Origin of the sequence: Microbacterium sp. ZW T5_56, assembly GCF_044987425.1 — a bacterium.
GTDB lineage: Bacteria > Actinomycetota > Actinomycetes > Actinomycetales > Microbacteriaceae > Microbacterium.
Window position 1 is genome coordinate 122,330 of sequence record NZ_JBJDRI010000001.1, and the last position, 20,911, is coordinate 143,240.

General features: G+C 66.6%; 14 protein-coding genes. 10 read left to right on the forward strand and 4 right to left on the reverse strand.

The features are described 5' to 3' along the window. Positions 1 to 8: 8 nt before the first annotated feature. The 6 genes from ACI3KU_RS00565 (at position 9) to ACI3KU_RS00590 (ending at position 10,797) form a co-directional block, all read left to right on the forward strand. Entirely contained in the window at positions 9 to 506 is a 498-nt protein-coding gene (locus tag ACI3KU_RS00565; protein ID WP_404920334.1) for a protein jag, read from the forward strand. A gap of 2 nt (positions 507 to 508) precedes the next feature. Continuing rightward, on the forward strand, positions 509 to 1,150 hold the full coding sequence (rsmG, locus tag ACI3KU_RS00570; protein WP_404920335.1) for a 16S rRNA (guanine(527)-N(7))-methyltransferase RsmG: 642 nt from the start codon (positions 509 to 511) through the stop codon (positions 1,148 to 1,150). Positions 1,151 to 6,272: 5,122 nt separating this feature from the next. Then, a complete protein-coding gene (locus ACI3KU_RS00575) occupies positions 6,273 to 6,458 on the forward strand; it encodes a hypothetical protein (RefSeq protein WP_404920336.1) in 186 nt (61 codons plus the stop codon). Between the two features lie 948 nt (positions 6,459 to 7,406). Next, a complete protein-coding gene (locus ACI3KU_RS00580) occupies positions 7,407 to 8,312 on the forward strand; it encodes a ParA family protein (protein WP_404920488.1) in 906 nt (301 codons plus the stop codon). Next, complete coding sequence (locus ACI3KU_RS00585) at positions 8,312 to 9,403, forward strand: ParB/RepB/Spo0J family partition protein (RefSeq protein WP_404920337.1); 1,092 nt, start codon at positions 8,312 to 8,314, stop codon at positions 9,401 to 9,403. The genes ACI3KU_RS00580 and ACI3KU_RS00585 overlap by 1 nt, the downstream gene beginning before the upstream one ends. Before the next feature lie 1,049 nt (positions 9,404 to 10,452). Beyond that, a complete protein-coding gene (locus ACI3KU_RS00590; protein ID WP_404920338.1) occupies positions 10,453 to 10,797 on the forward strand; it encodes a tryptophan synthase subunit alpha in 345 nt (114 codons plus the stop codon). Between the two features lie 682 nt (positions 10,798 to 11,479). Here the strand turns inward: ACI3KU_RS00590 and trxA are convergent. From trxA to ACI3KU_RS00610, 4 genes are all read right to left on the reverse strand, one after another. Continuing rightward, positions 11,480 to 11,803: a thioredoxin gene (trxA, locus tag ACI3KU_RS00595; RefSeq protein ID WP_404920339.1), complete on the reverse strand. Its 324-nt coding sequence runs from the start codon at positions 11,801 to 11,803 to the stop codon at positions 11,480 to 11,482. Between the two features lie 85 nt (positions 11,804 to 11,888). Further along, on the reverse strand, positions 11,889 to 12,842 hold the full coding sequence (gene trxB, locus ACI3KU_RS00600) for a thioredoxin-disulfide reductase (RefSeq protein ID WP_404920489.1): 954 nt from the start codon (positions 12,840 to 12,842) through the stop codon (positions 11,889 to 11,891). Between the two features lie 67 nt (positions 12,843 to 12,909). Further along, the gene (gene murJ, locus ACI3KU_RS00605; RefSeq protein WP_404920340.1) at positions 12,910 to 14,526 is read right to left on the reverse strand and encodes a murein biosynthesis integral membrane protein MurJ; all 1,617 of its coding nucleotides are present in this window, start codon (positions 14,524 to 14,526) and stop codon (positions 12,910 to 12,912) included. Beyond that, on the reverse strand, positions 14,519 to 16,789 hold the full coding sequence (locus ACI3KU_RS00610) for a DUF6049 family protein (protein WP_404920341.1): 2,271 nt from the start codon (positions 16,787 to 16,789) through the stop codon (positions 14,519 to 14,521). The genes murJ and ACI3KU_RS00610 overlap by 8 nt, the downstream gene beginning before the upstream one ends. Positions 16,790 to 16,939: 150 nt before the next feature. Between ACI3KU_RS00610 and ACI3KU_RS00615 the strand changes: the two genes are divergently transcribed. From ACI3KU_RS00615 to ACI3KU_RS00630, 4 genes are all read left to right on the forward strand, one after another. Beyond that, positions 16,940 to 18,475 carry a methyltransferase gene (locus ACI3KU_RS00615; RefSeq protein ID WP_404920342.1) on the forward strand — a complete coding sequence of 512 codons (1,536 nt, stop codon included), beginning with the start codon at positions 16,940 to 16,942 and terminating at the stop codon, positions 18,473 to 18,475. After that, on the forward strand, positions 18,472 to 18,900 hold the full coding sequence (locus ACI3KU_RS00620) for an SMI1/KNR4 family protein (protein WP_404920343.1): 429 nt from the start codon (positions 18,472 to 18,474) through the stop codon (positions 18,898 to 18,900). The genes ACI3KU_RS00615 and ACI3KU_RS00620 overlap by 4 nt, the downstream gene beginning before the upstream one ends. Before the next feature lie 50 nt (positions 18,901 to 18,950). Continuing rightward, a complete protein-coding gene (locus ACI3KU_RS00625) occupies positions 18,951 to 19,535 on the forward strand; it encodes an RNA polymerase sigma factor (RefSeq protein WP_404920344.1) in 585 nt (194 codons plus the stop codon). Between the two features lie 72 nt (positions 19,536 to 19,607). Further along, positions 19,608 to 20,897 (forward strand): hypothetical protein, encoded by a 1,290-nt coding sequence (locus ACI3KU_RS00630; RefSeq protein WP_404920345.1) that lies wholly within the window; start codon positions 19,608 to 19,610, stop codon positions 20,895 to 20,897. Positions 20,898 to 20,911: the final 14 nt, after the last annotated feature.

Genomic DNA, 20,911 nt, shown 5'->3' on the forward strand with positions numbered 1-20,911 from the left:
ATGACCTCATGACTGATTCCCCCGTCTCCGACGACCGCACTCCGGCGACTGTCGCTCAGCTCGAAGAAGAGGGCGACATCGCGGCGGACTACATCGAGGGTCTGCTCGACATCGCCGATATCGAGGGTGACCTCGAGCTCGATGTTCGCCAGGGTCGCGCCTACGTCTCGGTGGAGTCGGACGACGACACGCTGCGCGTGCTGTCCGACTCCGACACCGTCCAGGCGCTGCAGGAGCTCACGCGCCTGGCGGTGCAGAGCAAGACCGGGCGCTTCTCACGCGTGATCCTCGATGTCGGCGGCTCCCGCGATGCTCGGCAGATCGAGCTCACCGCCTTGGTGGAGCGGGCGATCGCGCGTCTCGACGAGGGCGCCTCACAGGCCTCCCTGCCTTCGATGTCGTCGTACGAGCGCAAGTTGGTGCACGACATCGTGGCCGATCGCGGCCTCGTGTCCGAGTCGTACGGTGAGGGCGCTGATCGTCACACCGTGATCCGTCGCGCCTGACTGTGGGTGACGAGGGCGCCGCCGCTGCGGTGGAGACCGAGCCGGCTGCGGCGGTGCAGCTGTTCGGCGATCGCATCGATCTGGCCCGACGTTTCACTGCGGCCCTGGCCGCCGAGGGTGAGGAGCGCGGACTCATCGGTCCGCTCGAGCTCCCTCGTCTGTGGACGCGACACATTCTCAACAGCGCGATCGGCGCTCCGCTCTTCTCGGGTCACGTCGCCGACGTCGGATCCGGCGCAGGTCTCCCGGGTCTCGTGCTGGCTATCGCCCGGCCCGATGTCGAGTTCACGCTCATCGAGCCGATGGAGCGTCGGGTCTCCTGGCTCACCGAGCAGACCGAGGCGCTCGGTCTGACGAACGTCACCATCTTCCGTGGGCGCGGCGAGGAGTTCGGTGATGACGGCACGTTCGACTCGGTGACGGCGCGCGCAGTCAGCGCGCTTCGTACCCTCATCCCGTTTACCGCTCCCCTGGTTCGAGATGGCGGTGAGCTGATCCTCTTCAAGGGGACGTCGGCACCGAACGAGATCGCGGCGGCCGAGAAGCCCATCCGCAAGTTCAAGCTCTCTGACGTGCGGATCGAGGTGCTCGGCGAAGGCATCCTCTCCGAGACCACACGCGTGGTTCGGGCTACAGTTCGATAAATCCCTGGTCAACGGGTGTTTGTCGCGAATCTGGCTCTGTGGGAGCGATTCTCCGCGATTTGAATGCACGGTGGACCTGGGGTCCATCGTGCATTCGGGTCTTTGACCCGGGTTCGGCGGATGTTCGTGATTGGGCTTCGTTCAATACGCGGGTGGATGTCCGGGGTGCTGTTTCCGGTCCGATCGAACGTCGCTGCCGGCGCGGTGTCGATCGAGAGAGCGATGGCGGTGGCACGGTCGATCGTCATCGGCGTGGGACGGCAACCACCTTCGTGCCCGTCCTTCACGAGTGGCACGGTCCGGCGATCGACGTCGTCACACGGTGTGCTCGTCTCCTCGTTCGTTGAGCGGCGGATGGGTGCGGCCTCACCGAGCGGTGTTACCACACGGCTCCGATTTGGCCGCACGGACTATCGAGCGTCGTCCCGACGTGCACCTCTCGACGACGTTCCCGTGTGGGACTGATCGTGGCCGCCCCGTCCTGTTCGGCGGATTGATCGTCAACAGCTCGGTTGCGTCGCCGTTGCTGCGACGCCCGCATTCGCTCGCCTCGCGGGCTGACGATCGCGTGCGAACTCCGGCGGGCTCGTTCTGGCAGGTGTGGTGTCGGGGTGTGTCTCATGTCGAGAACCCGGAAGTGGATCGACATTAGTGTCGGCGTCATTCTGCCCGGCCGAGCTCGCCTCCGTCCGGTTAGTGTCGGTCTGGTTAGTGTCGGTCCGGTTGGCGTTGGTCCGGTTGGCGTTGGTCCGGTTAGCGGTTGGCCAGGTTTGCTTCGGCTGGTTTGCGCCGGTTGGTCTGCTTCGGTTGGTTTGCGTCGGTTGGTCTGCGTCAGCCGGTCGCCTCGGCCGGTCTGCATCGGGACGGCCCAACGCGACTCGGCGCGCCGCGTGTGGCGCGGCTCTGCTCGGTACGCTTGGTCTGCCCTGCTTCGTTCAGTACGGCATGGGGCGGGACCATCCGGTTCGGTCGACTTGGTCTTCAGCACTTCACGCCCGCGCTTGTCGATCCGCCGGTTGCTGAGTGAGCGAAGCGAGACGCAGGGCCCCGGCGAAGTGCGCAGGGTGTCGAGTGCGGTGTGAGTGACGAAGGGTGCTGGACGAAGGGTGCCGGACGCGGTGTGCCCGACGCGGTGTTCCTGACGGGTGCCGGATACGGGGTGTCTGACGGTGCGCCGGACGCGGTGTGCCGGACCCCCTGCCGGACTAGCTGTCGGATGGGGTGGAGGACGCGGACTGTCGGACCCGGACCGGGCGCATGTGGTCTCATCTCCATCGCCCATCGCTACGGTGCGCGGGTGGTAGTGGGTCACGCCGGGTTGTTCGTTCATGGGCTTCCGCGGCGCCTTGCAAGCTTGGGGTGCTGAGCCAGTGATCGAGCGGTAGCTTCGAATGAGGTGCGGTGAGCTGGCTACCTGCTGTCGGGGCAAGAATTGAAGCCTCTGCTGAGGTTGACGGCCTGGGGCGAGAGAGGCTGAGTCTCAGCGCAATGAAGGCGCGCTATGGTCGCGCATTTGAGCGGGCCCTGGTCATGTTCTAGGGTCACCGCTACGCCACGCGCGGCACGGCGTTGGACTCGACCTTGGAGGAGGTCGCGCACTGCGCCTGCACCGCTCGGCCTGTGGCATCAGGGCCCGACGAGTGCTCCACGGGCGCCTATCCGTGGCCGATCAGCGCTGTCCGTGCGGGTGCAGGACACCTCTCCCCCGTTTCAATGCCAACGCGTGCGGCGGCGTAGAGGCTTGTTAGTCGTGGGCCAGGTGAGCGTGGCGACTCGAATTCGCTTATTCTGAGGCAGTGGCTTGGTTATCGCGCGGCCTGCCCTGTGGGCCGTTTCACGTGAAACGGCCCGACGGAGATCAGAGGTCACATCATCGATCAAGCGGTGGGTTGATGCCGATCAGTGGAGATGGGTCGAGTGTTCGCGAACCAATGAGCTGTTCGATGCGCGTGCCCGGCGCGGACGTGATGGGGTTGCGCGCCCGCTCCGCGTCTTGTGCCTGTGCCTGTGCCTGTGCCTGTGCCTGTGTCTGTAGCTGTAGCCGTGCCTGTAGCTGCGCCTGTGCCTGTGCCTAGTTGTGGTTGTGTCCGTGTGCGTGTCCGCCTCTGTCCCTCGCGTGCCGGCGAGGGGAGGGCTGATCCGCCGTGGTTGTGCACGGCGATGTTCCACGTGAAACAATGCCACGTCCGGTTCAGTGCCGACCGCGGCGATCACAGGTGGTGCGCCTGGTGTCGGTGGATGTGAAGGATGTTGACGCGAAGCGCCCAGCGCCGTCAGTGTGACGTCGACTGCACCGCTTCTCGAGGCAATGCGTTCATCCAGATGAAGCACGTCGGGATGCGTGTGTGCACAGACCTCAGGGAGGGACTGGCCGCCCCAACATTGGCGCCCGCCCGCGGTGTATAGGCGCGTGAGTGGCCACGGTCGTTTTGGACGACGGACAAATTCACATCCTCGACAGGCGCTCGAACCAGCCCATCACTCCCGCCCGAAACTCACGCGAGGTGCGACGCCGCATCGAGTCCCACCCATCGATCTGTTTCACGTGAAACAATCCTGCGGGCGTCGACGCTCTGGGTATCGATCGCAATTGCGGCGCAGTGGCCGGTCTACGCCTTGTGAGCCTGACGATTGCGCGTCTCTCCCAGCCAATGTTTCACGTGAAACAGGCTGTCGCTGGTGCCGTGCGAGGTGCACGAGGTCGCGCTTCAGGATGTTATCCATTGCGACGAGTGCTTGCGCCGATCGCCACGTACGGCCGCTCAACGAGACTCGCGTCATGTCGCCGAGTGATAGGAGTGGCTGTCGTCGGGCGCGGGCCACGTGACTCTCGGATGTTTCACGTGGAACATCCGCTACCGCATCGGAAGGGCCTACTGCGTTTGCCTGGGCATCGCATAGCAATGAACAGATTGGGACCAATGCGAAAGGCAGGCATGCACGCCCCGGCGTGTGTGTTCGTGGACAGAGCCTCCCCCAATAGCTAGCGGGGCGCATACGATCCATTCTCGGTCACGGCTCTTCACTGCGGATCCCAGCGCTCCGGTGGTGCCGGTGTTGTTTCCCGCAACCTCCAATCGCCGCTGCTCCCGGACCGCGCCGCGTCCGTGGGCTTCGGTCTCGTCCGCGGGTTCTCGTCTCGTCCAGGGTTCTGGTCTCGTCCGCAGTTCCGGGTCCCGTCCGCAGTTCCCTGTCCTGTCCGCAGGCTCGAACTCGCGCGCAGATTCCAGGGCCTTGTCTGCAGGTTCCGAACTCATGTGCGAGTTCGGACTCATGTGCAGGTTCGGGAATGGTGCGGAAGTTCGGGAATCGAGCGCAGCTCTGAGGCGACTTCCGCAGGTTCCAGGGCCTTGTCTGCAGGTTCCGGACTCATGTGCACGTTCGGGCTCACGCGCAGGTTCGGGCTCATGTGGAGGCTCGGGGATGGTGCGGAAGTTCGGGAATCGTGCGCAACCCCGGGGCCACTTCCGCAGCTCTAGGGCCTTGCCCGCAGCTCCAGGGCCTTGTGCGCGGGTTGCGGGCCTTGTTTCCAGGTTCCGAGCCTCCTGCGCAGCTCCGCGGGCTTGTTCGCAGGCTCCGGATCTCGTCCGTAGATCCGGGCTGTCGCATGTGTCGTGAGACTTGCCACCCGTCGTAGGGATCTCCGGCGGCCCACCACTTCGCGCCCCCTTCACCTGTGGCCTCTTGAGCTAGCTCGGAGGCTACCGACGCCGCTGCGCTGCGTTTCACGTGAAACATCGCGCTATTGAGGAAATGGGACCGCCACGTCGCGGGGCCCTGTCCGATTCAACGCATCACCAGCGGTCGCCAATCAGAATGGGTTGGCCGCGTCGAGCTACAAGCCTGAGTCTTACCTGCGGCAGATGCCAGTGGGGCGCGATAGACCTGCCTTCGACGCACCATTCGCGGTCACACCGCGGGCAGTGCGGCGACTGCCTGTTGGACCGAATGCCTGGTCAACGGGACTGCGTCCGTGCAGAAGGCGATGCGTTCACCGACTTGCATTCAGAACAATCACTCGACAACGCCCAACGTAGGCGATCCGTGGCGGCTGCAGTCTCACCAGCCAGGCTTGAGCTCGGCAACGCTGACTGTTCAGCGCTCGTGAGGAGCGGGCCCTGCACGACAGAACTCGGGACGTGGCGTGACTCGTGCCCAGAAAGCCGTCTGCCGGTGGTCCATTCGCTGCGGACGCACAGCTGGGTGCTCGCATTCGCCGGTTCACCTCCGGGTTCCTGACTCGGATTCGCCGGGCTGCTTGCTGGCATCCGAGCCCTGGCACCTGAGCCAGCCGCCTGTGCTTTCCGGCATGGCGCCTTGCGTCGCGGCGCCGTTCTGTGTCGTCACCATACGGTGAGATTGGGCCCGTCTTCGAGTTGTTGACGGCGTTCGCAGGGGTTTGCACGCTGCGTTACGTCACGTGAGGCGGCCACGTCCCGGTGCGCTGCTGCTCCCTTCGCGTACTCCCCCATCTGCCGGCGATTCTCCATTCCGGAGTGGTGCGGGTTCAGCAGCTTGTATGGTGAACACCCCATGTCACCGTCGGTGTGCATGCTCAATGGCAGGCGGCGCATCGTGTTCGTCGAGGCGTGTCCCGATCGTCGCGGCGGCCAGCGAGTGTGATCGCGATGAGAGGTGGTGACCGCACATGAGACCTGATGCGTCCGCTGTCTTTGTCCAGGAACGTGCGTCCTCGTCTCGTGGTGGGAATCAGCAGCAGTCCTTCGGGACATGTGCGGGTCCTCGTCGGCGCCCGGTGCCCGGTGCGCGGTGCCGGAATCCGGCGCCGGCGGCATGAGGACGGAAGAACTCGGGGGCTGAGGCGCGGTCCGGAGGTGTGGGCACCCGGGATGGGAGCGGGCAAGATACGAAGGTGCCGCGACCGTCTGCCTCTCGCGCGGTGGCGGTCGGGCTACGCCTTGGACTCGGCTGTGCGAACTGCCCATGACTGCGATGCACTGTGACGCAGGCACAATGTCCACCTTCGGCGAGAGCGGGGAACAGCGCCGGCGGGCACCGTCAGAATCTCGGTGGCGCCCGGGGGATGGTCGAGTTACGGTGACTGCCCACCGGCGTTGTCTCCATCTGTCGAGCTCTGGATGTTTCACGTGAAACACCGCAGATGCATCCCGGTCGCGGCCTGATGCCAGCGGGGAGAATCCATCGACATCACCGGGAAAGATCCATCGAAGGCATCGAAGGCATCGAAGGCATCGAAGGCATCGAAGGCATCGAAGGCATCGAAGGCATCGAAGGCATCGAAGGCATCGAAGTGGCGCGGAGCCGCGTGCTGACGTCGCGGCCGTAGCGGGGGAAGGTCGTTCTTCCACCTGCGGGACCATGTGTGGAAACGCGCTGGCATGATCCCCCAAAGTCGTCACGCGTGTGTCGGCCGGGCCGGAATGTGCCGTCGGGCGGGTTCATGGCACGCGACCAACCACACCGAGGTGCCAGGGGACACGCGCGCGCTCATCGCGACGGAAGGCACAGTCGCGACGGCGGGCACTGTCGGGACGAACGCTACTGGCGGAGCGGAAATCACCGTCGTGTCGGGGCGAACGCCACTGGCGCAGCGGAAGGCAGCGTCGGGGCGAGGGGTTGCGGCGGAAGCCCCTGTCGCAGTGCAAAGCGCCGTCGCATAGCCCTGGCGACGCAGCGTGGAAGCTGGGAGCTTGGATCATCGAGCACCGTGATGCTCTCCTCCCGACACTGCCCCCGAGTTTCGACGCAGAGGCCGCCCGCCCCTCAGCGTCGGGAGTGCATCGCATTTCACCCGCGGCGTCAGTTGTGCCTTTACGCGAAGCACCGAAGCGAGCCATCCGCCACCGCCGATCGACCATCAACGCGTCTCTGCTGACGTACGTCAAAGGCTCCCCCACTCACCCGCACCGACACCGGCGGTCGAGCACATCATGGGAGGTCCACTTCATGATCACCGTGCCGCCAGCGTCCTGTTGTTACCTGTGGAGGAATCTGGGGAAAGTCGCCGTCCGTGACGTGTGGTTCCGCAGGATTCCGGGGTTGGAACGTGTGTTCGACTGTGAATAGATCTGTGGATTACTTGTCCAGCAACTTCACACACTCACCCAATTCGGGATAGAGAACACGACATCCTGAGCGGGGATGAAGACCTGCATGAGACCCATGGAGGCCCCGCAAACCTGCGCCAAATCGTGTTGGATCGCATAGAGTAGAACGTGCTGGATTCGCGCGCGTAAGGAGTGTGTTTCACGTGAAACAGTCCCCCAACGCGGACATGACAGACGGCTTCGGAGACGACACCCCGCTCGCACGTGAGCTCGCGGATCTGAGCGCTCGTCGCCGCCGACTGGAGCAGTCCGACGTGTCGTTCGCGGGCCGTACGCGCGTCATGACGGTGTCGAACCAGAAGGGTGGCGTCGGCAAGACGACCACGACGGTGAACATCGCCGCGGCTATCGCTGCTGTCGGCGGTCGCGTGCTGGTGATCGACCTTGACCCCCAGGGCAACGCGTCGACCGCGCTGGGTATCCCCCACAGCGCCGACACCGCCTCGATCTACGACGTTCTGATCGACGACTTCCCCCTGGCCGACGTGGTGCAGGTGAGTCCCGAATCGCCGAACCTGCTCTGTGCCCCCAGTACGATTCACCTCGCTGGTGCCGAGATCGAACTCGTCTCCCAGGTGGCCCGAGAGCATCGGCTTCGTACCGCCCTCACGACGTTCATTGAATCCTCCGAACAACCGATCGACTTCGTCATCATCGACTGCCCTCCGTCGCTCGGACTCTTGACGATCAACGCGTTCACCGCCGCGACCGAGGTCTTCATCCCGATCCAGTGCGAGTACTACGCCCTCGAGGGTCTCAGCCAGCTGCTCGGAAGCGTGCAGATGATCCAGAAGCACTTGAATCCCGCGCTTCACGTGTCGACCATCCTGCTGACGATGTATGACGGCCGCACCAGGCTCGCGCAGCAGGTCGCGGATGAGGTACGTTCACACTTCACCGATCAAGTTCTCGACACGGTCATCCCGCGTTCGGTCCGCGTATCGGAAGCCCCCAGCTTCGGGCAGACGGTGGTCGCCTACGACCCCCAGTCGGCCGGAGCCATCGCATATCGCGAAGCCGCTATCGAAATCGTTCAGCGGAGCGCGTCAGAAACGAAAGAAGGGACGCGCTGATGGCGAAGCGTACTGGCCTCGGACGAGGAATCGGGGCACTCATCCCCACGAGTGAGCCCAACGAGTCGCGTCCCGTAGACGTCTTCTTCCCCGACAACAACGCCTCCAACAAGGCGGCCGCTGAGGCCGCTGAGGCTGCTGCAAACACGCCGCCGCAGGACGCGTCCACGGCAGCGGAGCCCGCCGCGAAGAAGCCTGCCGCGCGCAAGCCAGCGGCAAAGGCCCCGAAAACAGCTGAGAAGCCGGCACCGGCAGCCGACGACGAACTCGTGCCTGTTCCTGGGCTCACGCTGATTCAGGTGGACCCGCACTCGATCGTTCCGAACCCGCGCCAGCCGCGAACGGTGTTCGATGCGGAGGATCTTGCCGAACTGGTGCACTCCGTGCGTGAGTTCGGCGTGCTACAGCCGGTGGTCGTGCGATCCGCGCCCGGGGGGAACGGCTATGAGCTCATCATGGGTGAGCGCCGTACGCGAGCTGCGCGTGAAGCCGGTCTGGCCACCATCCCCGCCATCGTCCGTGAGACCGACGACGTCGATCTGCTGCGCGACGCTCTGCTGGAGAACCTCCACCGCTCCGAGCTGAACCCGCTGGAAGAAGCATCGGCCTATCAGCAGCTCCTCGATGACTTCGGGATCACGCACGAGCAGCTCGCCAGCCGCATCGGCCGCTCGCGTCCGCAGGTCTCCAACACCCTGCGCCTCCTCAAACTCCCCGTGGCCGTGCAGCAGCGCGTCGCGGCCGGGGTGCTGTCTGCCGGACACGCACGCGCCATCCTCTCGCTCGACTCCCCCGAAGCTATGTCTCGACTCGCGGACAAGATCGTGAACGAGGACCTTTCCGTACGCGCGGCCGAGTCTGCGGCCAAGACCATCGAAGGCTCCACCGGTCGCGCCACCAAGCCACACGCCGGCGCTCGGCGGGCGTTCCTCGACGACGTCGCGACTCGCCTCGGCGACCGCCTCAACACACGCGTCAAGATCGCCCTGGGCGCGCGTAAGGGACAGGTCAGCATCGAGTTTGCCAGCATTCAGGACCTGAATCGCATTCTCGGCGAGCTCGGTGAGGATGAGTTCGGCGCTGCAAAGTAGCACATCAATTCCCTGATCAGCGGCATTTATGTGTCGATGCGCGTGGGCGCGCGGAGTGATCTGGACGCCTGGTTGGGGGCGTCGTATCGCGTCCTGGGAGCGTTCTTCGGGGCCGAGGCTGCGAGCCGGGGCGGGGCTCGGAGTCGGCCGCTTCGGGCGACCCCTGAGCCCGCAGCCCGGCGGAGGTGTGAGCCCGCAGCCCGAGCGGAGATGTGAACCCGCAGCCTTGTCGGAGCCCTGAACCCGCAGCGCCGTGGGGCCCCGGACCCCCAGCCAGGGCGGAGCTCTGAGCACGCGGCCCGAGGCTGAGTCGCATGGCGTGGTGTCAATTCTCACCGGGGTTCTCATGATCGTTGACGTTGATGGGCCACCGTGGGATGACCACTCTGGCACCACGCTACGGGACGTGACCCAGTCGGCTCGAAGCTCTGAATCCGCAGCCCGGGCGGAGCTCGGAGGCCCGCCTTGAGATCTTGCGTCCTGGGGTCACATGGAGGTTGCCTTCGGCCATCGCAGCAGGGTGCTTCCTCCTGAGCGTGTCGCCAGATGAGGGCATTTGCTCGAAAAGAGGACGCAGTCGAGGCGATCGTCCTCCTTTCGCGTCATTGTCCGCGTTTCGCGACACGAGCCGGGGCAGTCACGTCACCCTCTGAGGTGACAGTGCTGTCCCACCGGCGTGGGGTGCGGGTCCGTGGGGTGCGGGTCCGGGTGCGAGCAGGAAGCTGAGCCGGGACGTTCCGAGTCCGGGTCGTGGTGCGCGCAGCGAGACATTGGGTGGTGCGTGGAATGGCCACGGACGGGCGGCATCCCAATGAATCGGTGATAGGGAGCCCAGCCAGCCGCAGGCGCACCAGCGGCGCTGAGACGGCGCCTGAGACGGCGCTGAGACGGCCGCTGAGACGCCCGGAGGAGTGATGGCAGCGGCAGCTCAGTACCGCCGCCAGAACCGCAGCGTCCACCCGCTCCCCCGCATCGCAGTCGCGCTCGCTCGTCGCGAACGAGGGCTCCCGCCGGAGCCGATGTCGGCACCTCGTCGTAGTCTGGAAGGGATGACTTCCGAGTACGAACCCCGCCGACGCGCCAGCCTGGAGCTGCTGCGCGCTGAGGCGATCGATGAACTGAGCGTGCTCATCGCCGAACGCATCCGCAACGGCGAGGATCCCTGGGACTTCATGGAGGAGCTCCCGAGCGTCGACGAACTCGTCGTCTACACGCTGCGTGCGGAGAACATCCAGGCCAACGATGGCGTCCGCCCGAACCAGGTGCGTCACTATCGTGTGCTGCGTCATATTTCGCTCGACTACCCGCCGCTCACGCCGGCAGTGTGGAAGCTGCTTGGCGAGACCAACACGCATCGCCGGTGGGATCCGACGGTACGCGTCGACGCGGGATGATCGTCGCTGGAAGACGGTAACGCGACGACGGTAGGGGGCACGGCACCCTACTTCTACCCTCGGCAGTTCCGCCCCGATAGGCACTGGGGCAGTTGTCCTTCCCATCGGCAGTCCATCAGGGGCGTCCGTGGCTGCGCTTCGATGGTTCCGATTGAGGTTTGGGGCGCGGATCTGAGGCGAGGCATAGCTCGTCCCACGCCGCTTCTGAAGCCTGAGACGGCTCGCGGTTCGGCCGTCACGGACGCCTGACGCTCGGGCGAAGGCCTGAAGCACCCCATAGGTCCGACTTCCACAGGCACGTCCAACGCTTTGGCGAGAGCCGAGGGGACCTGCAGTCCGGCTCCACCGAGCGCGTCAACTTTCGGGCGAAACTGAGGTGACCGACAGCCCGGTTTCACTGGGCGGATCAAGGCCCCACACAAACCTGAAGCGACCCGCCGGAACTTCACTGGGTACGCCAAAGACCCGAGGCCTTTACGCGTGGGATGACGCGAGGTGCGGGGCGAGGTCGGCCTCCCGCGGTCCGGCTTCCTCGGACGCGTTGGACCTGCGGGCGAAAGCCCCACAGCCCGACTTCACCGACCGGATCGAAGCCCCCGGCGCACACCTGAAGCGTCCTCGCGGAACTCACCCCGGGTACGCCGAAAGGCCCCGGGCGAACCCGAGGCCTTTGCGCGTGCGCTTACGCCAGGTAAGGGGCGAGGTCGGCCTCGAGAGCCGGCTTGCCCTTGGCACCGATGATGGTGGTCTCCACCTGACCGGCGTTGAACACCTTCATCGCGGGGATGGAGGTGATCTGGTACTTCATCGCCAGGTCGGGGTTCTCATCCACGTTGAGCTTGAGGATGGTGATCTTGCCCTCGTTCTCGGCAGCGATCTGGTCGAGGATGGGCGAAACCATGCGACACGGACCGCACCACTCGGCCCAGAAGTCCACGAGCACGGGACCCTCGGCCTTGATGACGTCCGCATCCCACGTCTGCGAGCTAGTCGCCTGAGCGGTCATATCGGAATCTCCTTGATCTGGGGCTGACGCTTCGAGAGCCCGATGGGTAGAACCGGGAAGGATGCTGGATCATTCCCGACAGGCATCACGCGATGGTGACCAGGTCCTCTGCGCCGGCCTCGCGTGCTGCGAGGTAGTGCTCGACGTCCAGCGCCGCCACCGTACCGCTGGCGGCCGCCGTGACGGCCTGGCGGTAAAACGGGTCGACCACATCACCTGCGGCGAACACACCGGGGATGGAGGTGCGCGACGTGCGTCCCTGCACCGCGATGGTGCCCTCGGCCGTGAGGTCCAGCTTGGAGTGGACCAGGTGCGTGCGCGGGTCGTTGCCGATCGCGACGAACAGGCCCTCGAGCGGCAGCTCGGTGAGCGTGCCGTCGACGGTGTTGCGCAGCGTCACCGCGGTCACCGCGGACTCACCATGAATGTCGGCGACCTCGGAGTTCCAGATGAACTCGATCTTGGGGTTGTCGATGGCGCGCTGCTGCATGATCTTGGAGGCGCGCAGCGAGTCGCGGCGCACGATCACGTAGACCTTGTCCGCGAAGCGAGTGAGGAACGTGGCTTCTTCCATGGCGGAGTCGCCACCGCCGACCACGGCGATGGTCTTCTCACGGAAGAAGAAGCCGTCGCAGGTGGCGCACCAGGAGACGCCGTAGCCGCTGAGGCGATCCTCGGACTCCAGTCCGAGGCGACGGTACGCGGAGCCGGTGGCGTAGATGACCGTCTCGGCTTCCTCCTCGCGACCGCTGCCGAGCACGACCTTCTTCACGTCACCGGAGAGGTCGAGATCCTCGACGTCGTCGTACACGACCTCGGCACCGAACTTCTCGGCCTGCTTCTGCATGAGGTCCATGAGCTCGGGGCCCATGATGCCCTCCGGGAAGCCGGGGAAGTTCTCGACCTCGGTGGTCTTCATCAGCTCGCCGCCCGCCTCCACGGAGCTCGCGATGACGAGAGGCTCCAGGCCTGCACGAGCCGTGTAGATCGCCGCCGTGTATCCGGCAGGGCCCGACCCGATGATGATGACTTTCCGCACTGTTCCTCCAGAGTTCGTCATGCTCAACCAATCGTACGCGCGGCGCATTCCCGCCGGCTGTGCGCGCTCAGCGTCCGAGCATGCGCTTGGCCGTATCGACAGCCACCTGCAGCTCCGGAGCGCGCAGCAGACGCAGCACGATCACGTAGACGATGGCCGCCACGATGCCGATGATGGCCAGCCCCGGAATCGCCATCAGCTTGCCGACCAGGGTGGGTTCGTTCGAGACCATCCAGCTGTGCGACCCGCCCAGCAGCTCGTAGGTGACCCAGCCCACCGCGGCGGCAGCGATGCCGGCCACGATGAAGCGCGCGTACGCGGTGAGCCAGCTGCGCGAGTGCAGGGACCCGATCCGACGACGCAGCAGCAGGATCGCGACGACTGTCTGCACGATGGTCGCGAAGGTCTGTCCCGCGGCGATGCCCACGCCCAGCTGGTCCTCCGGCAGCAGCCAGTAGGCGGCGAATGCTGTGGCGATGACGATCGACTGCTGCAGGACCGTGAAGAAGAACGGCGTCCGGGTATCTCCGTAGACGTAGAACGTGCGCTGCACGATGAACAGGATCGCGACCGGGATGAGATTGGCGAGATACGCCCACAGCACGGGTGCCACCTGCAGCGCCGAATCGGCGTCCGAAGTGAACAGACGGCTCGCGGGCACCGCGGCGACGGCCAGAGCGGCCGTGGCGAGCACGATGAAGACTCCCAGCGTCCGAATCGACGAGTCGATGTCCTTCACCAGTTCGTCTTTTCTACCCTCCGCCGCATGTTCGCTGATGCGGGTGAAGTAGGGAGTTCCGATCGAGAGCACGATGATCGAGTACGGGAGGATGTAGACGAGGAACGCGTTGTTCATGCTGAACTGCGCGGGCGAATCGCCCGACGCGTTCGAGACCAGCTGAGACTGGATCGCACCGGCGATCTGGGCGATGATCACCATCGCGAATGTCCACCCGCCGAGACGTGCGATCTCGCTCAGACCGACTCCGCGCCACTGGAAATCCGGACGGAGCTTCAGACCTGCGCGGCGCCAGAAAAGCAACAGCACCAGGAACTGCGCGATGATCCCGCCGGTGGTCACGATGCCGATGAAGGCGATCCGGTCCGGGGTCCAGTCGGCCATCGCGGTCATCGGCGTCTGGAACATCGTCATGAAGACGATGAGCCCGGCGATGGAGAACACGTTGTTGACCACCGGAGCCCACGTGTACGGGCCGTACACATTGCGAGCGTTGAAGGTCTCCCCCACCAGCGCGAACAGGCCGTAGAAGAGGACCTGCGGAATGCACCAGTAGGCGAACGCTGTGGCGAGAGCCACCTGCGCAGCTCCGCCCTTGAACGCGCCCGCGTAGATCAGTACCAGCAGCGGCGCCGCGATCGTCGCGAGGATCGTCACCGCGGTCAGCACCACGGTGGAGAGCGTGAACAGCTTGGAGACGAACGCGTTTCCGCCATCCTCGTGCTGGCGTGACTTCACGATCTGCGGCACGAAGACTGCAGTCAGCACACCGGCGGAGATGATGTTGAAGATCGTGCTGGGAAGCCCGTTGGCCACCGCGAACGCGTCGCCGACGAAGAACTCGCCGAGCACCTGCACGAGCAGCACCGTGCGAACCAGACCCAGCACGCGCGAAGCCATGGTTCCGGCGGCGATCATCGCGCTGCTGCGTCCGAGACTAGCCACGGGGCTCCTTGTCTGCGGCATCGGCCGCATCGTTCTTCGCGGCCGAGCCGGCGCGGTAGGCAGCGCGTGCCTCCCGGCGGTTGGGTTCCGGTGTCACGCCCGTGGCCGCGTCAGCGCGCCGCCGGCGGATGGTGCGCCACGTGCCGAGGCTGAAGAGGACCACCACGATGGTCCCGAGAATCACAAGGCCGATGGTCTCCCAGTCGGCACGCACGCGGATCTCTGCGTACTGCACGCCACCGATCGGCACCCCCGTAGGCGAGGCCGCGCTCAGCGCGAGCTTCACATCGCCGTTGCTGATGCCGGCGGTGACCGGCACGGAGAAGCTGGTGTTGCTGTGCGCGGCTGCCTCGACGACGGTGGTCTTCTGCACGCCCAGCCGCAGATCGTTCGGGGTAGCCGTCACGACAACGGTCACGGGAAGATCCAGATCGTTGCGGATCTTCATCGGGATGTTGGAACCCGAACTCACTAGAGTCACGGTCTCGGGTCGCACGATGCTCACCGCGCCGACGATCTCGTCCTGCGTGCGGGCGCGCTGGGCGGCGACGAGGGCATCCCAGTCGTCGCGGGAGATCTCGCTCACGGACAGCAGCTGGAGGATGCGCGCGCGCTCGCGGCCGACGAGAACCGACGGATCGGCGAGCACGGAGGAGAACGCCGTCACCCGCTCTTCATCGGCGAGCAGGTTGCGCAGCGCCTCGGCGCGATCGGTACCGGAATCGCTGGGCGAGGCCGAGGTCAACGCGCCGGCGACAGGAGGCGCGGCGAGCAGGCGCGACATCGGCTGCCCGGTGATCAGGGTCCCAGACGACACCGCGCCGAGAGCGGCACGGAGCGCCTCCGGCTGTGCGGCGGTCCCCCGGCCGACCACGACGACAACCGGGTCGGCCGACTGCTGGGCATCCAGGCGGAGCAGCGCCGTCGCCGTCGCCAGAAGCGCGCCGCGAGCTGTGGCAGCAGGCTCCTCCGACGCCGCGCGGAGCACGTCCGCCAGCGCGGCGTCGTAGCCGAGGATCGAGGAATCACCCACGGCCTGGTGACCCGCCGTCGACGCCAACTGGTCGTTCGATACCAGCACGGGACTGCCCGCAGCCAGTGGGAGGACAGCGTCCGTGGCGGAGCCCGGGGTGGGCCAGACGAGGGTGCCGAGCGTGTCGCCGAGGTCAGTCAGCTGTTCCAGCGTCGGGAGCACCGGGGCGTCCGAGGGAGCCTCCGTGGTCGGCGTGGCTGTCGGCGCAGCCGCGGCGCTGGCCGTCACGGATTCTGTGGGCGTGGGGGTCGGAGTATCAGCGGGTCGAGGCTCAGAACCGGGAAGACCGACCGCGGGCTCGCGGAAGTTGTCGGAGGAGAGGTACGCGTCCAAGGACAGCGGAGCGAGGAGTTGGGGAAGTCCCGCATCAGCCTGGACCTGTGGATCGGCGTCGGCGAACGGCAGCTCGAAGCGCTCGTTCTTCAACGCGAGCAGCTCCGTCAGCCAGGTCACCGCAGACGGCGGCGCGGCGGATCCGAGTGCGCGAATGGCCGCGGGGATCGCGGGATCGATCGCGAGCACCACACTCGGCTCGACGGCTGCTTCCAGATCGGCCGTGAGCGCGCCGGTCGGGCTCGTCAGCTCCGCGAGCCGCTCGGAGGAGAGCAGACCGCTGCCGGCGACCGGCACGGTGATCGGGAGCACCGTCGTGGTGGTGACCGGTGCCGCGTCGGCGGCGACCACGGTGATCACCGCACGCTCGGTGAAAGACTGCGTACCGGCCGAGTAATGCACCTGCACGGCGTAGACACCGGGGATCAACGCCAGCACGACCGGATCGGTCACCGTCGTCGTGATGGCGGCGGAGCCGACGCCTCCGGTATCGATCGCGGGCATCGCCGTGCTGGCGACCGGGACCGTGTCTGCGCTGCGTGAGCCGCTCATCCAGCCGAGAACCGCCGCACGGTCCGCCAGCGGCTCGCGACCGAGGGAGAGCGAGACCGTGCCCGTGGGAAGAGGCTCCTGTCCCGGATTGGCGACGTCCGCGGTGACCCGAAGGGACTGGCCCGGGCGCAGGACGCCATTCGCCGACGGCGACACCGAAAGATCGGGCGTGACGGGGGTGGCCGAGGGGGACGGGGTGGCGGCGGCATGTGCCGGGGCAGACACCGCGCCGCCGAGCATCGCGAGAAGGAAGGCCATGACGACGAGGGCCGCGGCACCCGCGTGGCGCAGGCGACGGCTGCGCGCGATCCGGGACGCCCGGACATCGAGGCTGGTGGCAGTCATTGTGTCGTCGGGAGCCCGGGCGGACGCCCGCGAACCCGTGTCGATTCTAGGTCGTGCCACCTGACAGTTCCGATCCGTGCGCACCGTGTCCTGCCCCGTCTCGCGCCGGGGGGAACGCGCAGGGTCCGACGTTGGCGCTTGAATAGGGAGGTGAACGTGCATCCCGATCCCGAGCTCGTCGCGCTCCTCGCGCACGACCTGCGTGCCGCCGACTACACCTCGGAGCGCATCCGCGCCGCCTGGGGCGAGAGCGCGGATGACGCCTACGGCCGCGGGATCCGTGTCGCGGCGCTGCGGGCGCTGGGCGACCGCGTCGATCCGCTCGCGACCCTGGCGCGGCTGTTCGTGCTGGGAGTTTCGCAGCCGGTCGGGGCCGTGGCTGCAGCACTCCCGTCGATCGGTATCGAAGGGTTGCAGGCGCTCGGAATCGCCGCCGTCGACGGTGAGCAGGTGGGTGCTCGCTCCCTGCTGCGCCCGCAGTCGTATGTGGACGAGTCGGGAATGGGTGAGTGGCTCATCGCCAGCGATCTGGACGAACTCGTGCTGGGCGGGCCGCTGCCGGATGACCACGTGCTCGGCGTGGGAGGGGCGTCGCTGACCCTGGCGGGCCTCCAGCTGCCGCTGACCACGGGGCGGGTGCTGGATCTCGGAACCGGCTGCGGCATCCAAGCCCTGCGCGCGCGCCGCTACGCGGAGCGGGCCGTTGGCACCGACATCTCGCCGACCGCCCTCGCCTATGCCCGCTTCAACGCCCTGCTGAACAAGGTGTCCGACATCGAGCTGCGCGAGGGCAGCCTGTTCGAACCGGTTGCCGGCGAACGCTTCGACCGGATCGTGTCGAACCCGCCTTTCGTCATCACTCCTCGGCGCGACGACGTTCCCGCCTTCGACTATCGCGACGGCGGAATGCAGGGGGACGACCTCGTGGCGGCGGTGTTCGCGGGCGTCGGTGAGCACCTGGTCGATGGCGGCATCGCGCAGTTCCTCGGCAACTGGGAGTATCGCTGGGGATCGGACGGTCTGGATCGCGTGCGCGAGTGGGTGGCGGCGTCGCCGGTTCCGCTGGACGCCTGGGTGATCGAGCGCGAGCAGCTGGACCCGATCGAGTACGCGTCGCTGTGGGTCCGCGACGGGGGAACCGTGGCGGGTTCGGCGGGCCATGAGGCGCTGCTCAGCGCGTGGCTGGAGGACTTCGCGCACCGCCGCGTCACCCGCGTCGGCTTCGGATACGTGCTCCTGCGCCGCGCGATGGGCGAGCCGACCCTGCGTCGCTTCGAACGCGTGGACACCCCGATTCCCGCCGAAGGCTCCCTCGGTTCGCACCTGGCCGCGATGCTGGCCGCGCACGATCGACTCGCGCAGCTCGATGACGATGCACTCGCGGCTGTTCCGCTCGTGACGGCACCGGACGTGTCCGAGGTTCGCCATCACCTCCCCGGCCATGAGGATCCCACGGTGATCGAGCTGCGTCAGGGCACCGGGTTCGGCCGTGCGCTGTCGGTGGATCCGGCTGTCGCGGGGCTCGTGGGAGCCTGTGATGGCGAGCTCGCAGTCGGACCGCTCATCGCCGCGATCGCGCAGCTGCTCGATGTGGACGCCGGCGAGCTCGGTGCCGATGTGCTGCCTCGGGTCCGCGAACTCGTGATCACCGGATTCCTTCGCTTCCCGAGCGAGGATGCGGAATGAGCGTCGATTCCCTGCTGCGGATGCTGCCGGAGCACTCGTCGCGCATCTGCACCGACATCACCGCATTCGACGAAGCGATGGCGGTGGGCGAGACCGCTCGCTTCCGCGACCCGGCACGCTGGGAGGATCTCGACGTCGACCCCCGCTGGGCCGTCATCGGCGGCAACGATCACGGCGACACCTGGCTTCTCGGTCCGGATGGCGGCGTGTGGCTCTTCGACAGCAATCACGGGTTGCAGTCGGCCCACCTCTTCGACGCCGTCCGCATCGACATCACGGAGTGGCTGGTGCTGGCTCACGCGCTGCGCACCTTCGAACGCATTGCGGAGCCCACCGACGACGCCGTCATGCGTCTCGACATGATGCTGGAGTCCATCTCCCCGGGCCTCGGCGACCGCTACCCGTATCCGCTCCCCTTCACGTGAAAAGCATGGATTGCGTGCAAGACTCATGCGCCAGGTGACATAAGCAGGGTGTGGAGCGTGCTGACATCGACGAGATCACCCCGGTCGAGGGGGCGTCGATGCGCGAGCAGCCATGCGGTGAGGCGGAATCGAGTGCGCTGACTCCGCGCGACACGGCGTGGTTCGAGGTCATCGTGCGCGAGCACGCGTCGTCGCTCGTGCGCTACTTCGCTCGCCGCGGACCGCGTCAGGACGCCGAGGACCTCGCCGCCGACGTCTTCATGATCGCGTGGCGTCGTCGTTCGGACATTCCCGCTGAGGCCGTGCTGCCCTGGCTCTATCGTTCGGCGGGGTTCGTGCTCGCGAATCATCGACGCAAGCGCGTGGACCTGACGGTCGATGTGCTGCCCGAACGCGGCACCACACCGGTCGCGGAGGATCCCGAACTCCATCTTCTGTTCGATGCGGAGGTGCGTGGAGCGCTCGCCAGCGTCAGCGAACGAGATCGGCACATCCTGCTGCTGCACGCGTGGGAGGGCCTGAACGGCGAGGAACTGGCAGCCGTGCTGGGAATCAGTCGGTCTGGCGCCGACGCGGCGCTCTCCCGTGCACGCACACGTCTGCGCGAAGCGTGGGGCGATCGCGCCCGGTTCTGAGCGAGGCGATGCAAGTTCCGCCGCTCCGACGACATATTCCGTGATGACTGCCCGGTGACGAGAGGCGAAGACATGAACGACGACACGAACCCCGAAGATGAAGCGATGGCACGGCTGCGCGCTGCAGACCCGGCAGCGGGTGTGGAGCCGGTGAGCGGGTTCGTGGAGCGGGTCGTCGCCGACACGTCCGCCGAATCTCCGACGCCCGTCGCCGACCTCTCCGCCGAACGCGAGCGACGTCGACCGCGCTGGCTCGCGGTTGCCGCAGTCGCCGCGTCCCTGCTGGTGGTCGGCGGTGCCGGCGGTTACGGGATCGCGGCGCTCGGGGCGGACCGAGGCGGCACGACGGCGGCCGCCCCTCCGATCTCGCTGTCGGAGGGTTCGAACGCGGCGGATGGGTCGGGCGTGGCGGATAGCGCAGGGGGTCCGACCGAGCAGGGAGCGACGGTTGATCCTGCAACGGGCTCCACATCAGACTCCGTGATGCCGGGCTGGGGGCGAAACCACTTCACCTCCTCCGATCTGTCGACTCAGGCGACCTCCGCCGCCGGATACGCCTTCGATCCTGCCGCCGCATCGAACGTCGACACGATCCGCGGGCTGGCTCAGGCCCTCGGGGTGGAAGGTGAGCCCCAGCTGATCGACGGCGCCTGGAGCGTCGGCCCTCAGGACGGTACGAGCACATCCCTGTGGGTCAGCCTCGACGGCACCCTCAGTTTCTGGTACTCGAATCCAGCAGGGTCTCCGTGGGCTTGTCCCAGCGATGGGGCGGAGTGCACGCCGGTCGGTGACATCCCGAGCGAAGAGGCCGCGATCGACGCCCTTCGCTCGATCATGGCCGCCGCTGGCCAAGACGTGAACGGCTTCGAGTACGACTCCGTGACCTGGGAGGGCGCGACAAGTCGTACGGCGCAAGCCTGGCGGCTTGTGGATGGTCAGCGTGCCGATGCGGCATGGTCGCTGGAGCTGTCTGCCAGCGGCATCTCCTCGGTTTCCGGAGGGCTTGCGCCCCTCGTGAGTCTCGGCGACTATCCCGTGGTCAGCGCCGCGGAGGCCTTCGAGCGTCTCTCCGACCCCCGGTTCGGCACCCAGCCAGTCGGCCCGTTCTACGTCACTAACGCGTCGGAGACCGAAACCTGGACCCCGCCGACCGCGCCGCCGACGACGCCGGTCGCCGGTTCATCGATCGTGTGGCCCGTCACTGACGTGCACATCGTGGATGCGCGTCTCGGCCTCGCGACCCAGATGCAGCCGGACGGCAGCACGGTCCTCGTGCCGGCCTATGAGTTCACGGATAGCGACGGCGGAGGCTGGTCGGTGATCGCGGTGGCCGATGAGGCACTGGCCTTCTCCGCCGAGTAGCGCATCCCCGTAGG

Coding starts and splice junctions, on each gene's coding strand:
- ACI3KU_RS00565 (WP_404920334.1), top strand. CDS start 9: ATGACTGATTCCCCCGTCTCCGACGACCGCACTCCGGCGACTGTCGCT.
- ACI3KU_RS00575 (WP_404920336.1), top strand. CDS start 6,273: ATGCATCCCGGTCGCGGCCTGATGCCAGCGGGGAGAATCCATCGACAT.
- ACI3KU_RS00580 (WP_404920488.1), top strand. CDS start 7,407: ATGACAGACGGCTTCGGAGACGACACCCCGCTCGCACGTGAGCTCGCG.
- ACI3KU_RS00585 (WP_404920337.1), top strand. CDS start 8,312: ATGGCGAAGCGTACTGGCCTCGGACGAGGAATCGGGGCACTCATCCCC.
- ACI3KU_RS00590 (WP_404920338.1), top strand. CDS start 10,453: ATGACTTCCGAGTACGAACCCCGCCGACGCGCCAGCCTGGAGCTGCTG.
- trxA (WP_404920339.1), bottom strand. CDS start 11,803: ATGACCGCTCAGGCGACTAGCTCGCAGACGTGGGATGCGGACGTCATC.
- ACI3KU_RS00610 (WP_404920341.1), bottom strand. CDS start 16,789: ATGACTGCCACCAGCCTCGATGTCCGGGCGTCCCGGATCGCGCGCAGC.
- ACI3KU_RS00620 (WP_404920343.1), top strand. CDS start 18,472: ATGAGCGTCGATTCCCTGCTGCGGATGCTGCCGGAGCACTCGTCGCGC.
- ACI3KU_RS00630 (WP_404920345.1), top strand. CDS start 19,608: ATGAACGACGACACGAACCCCGAAGATGAAGCGATGGCACGGCTGCGC.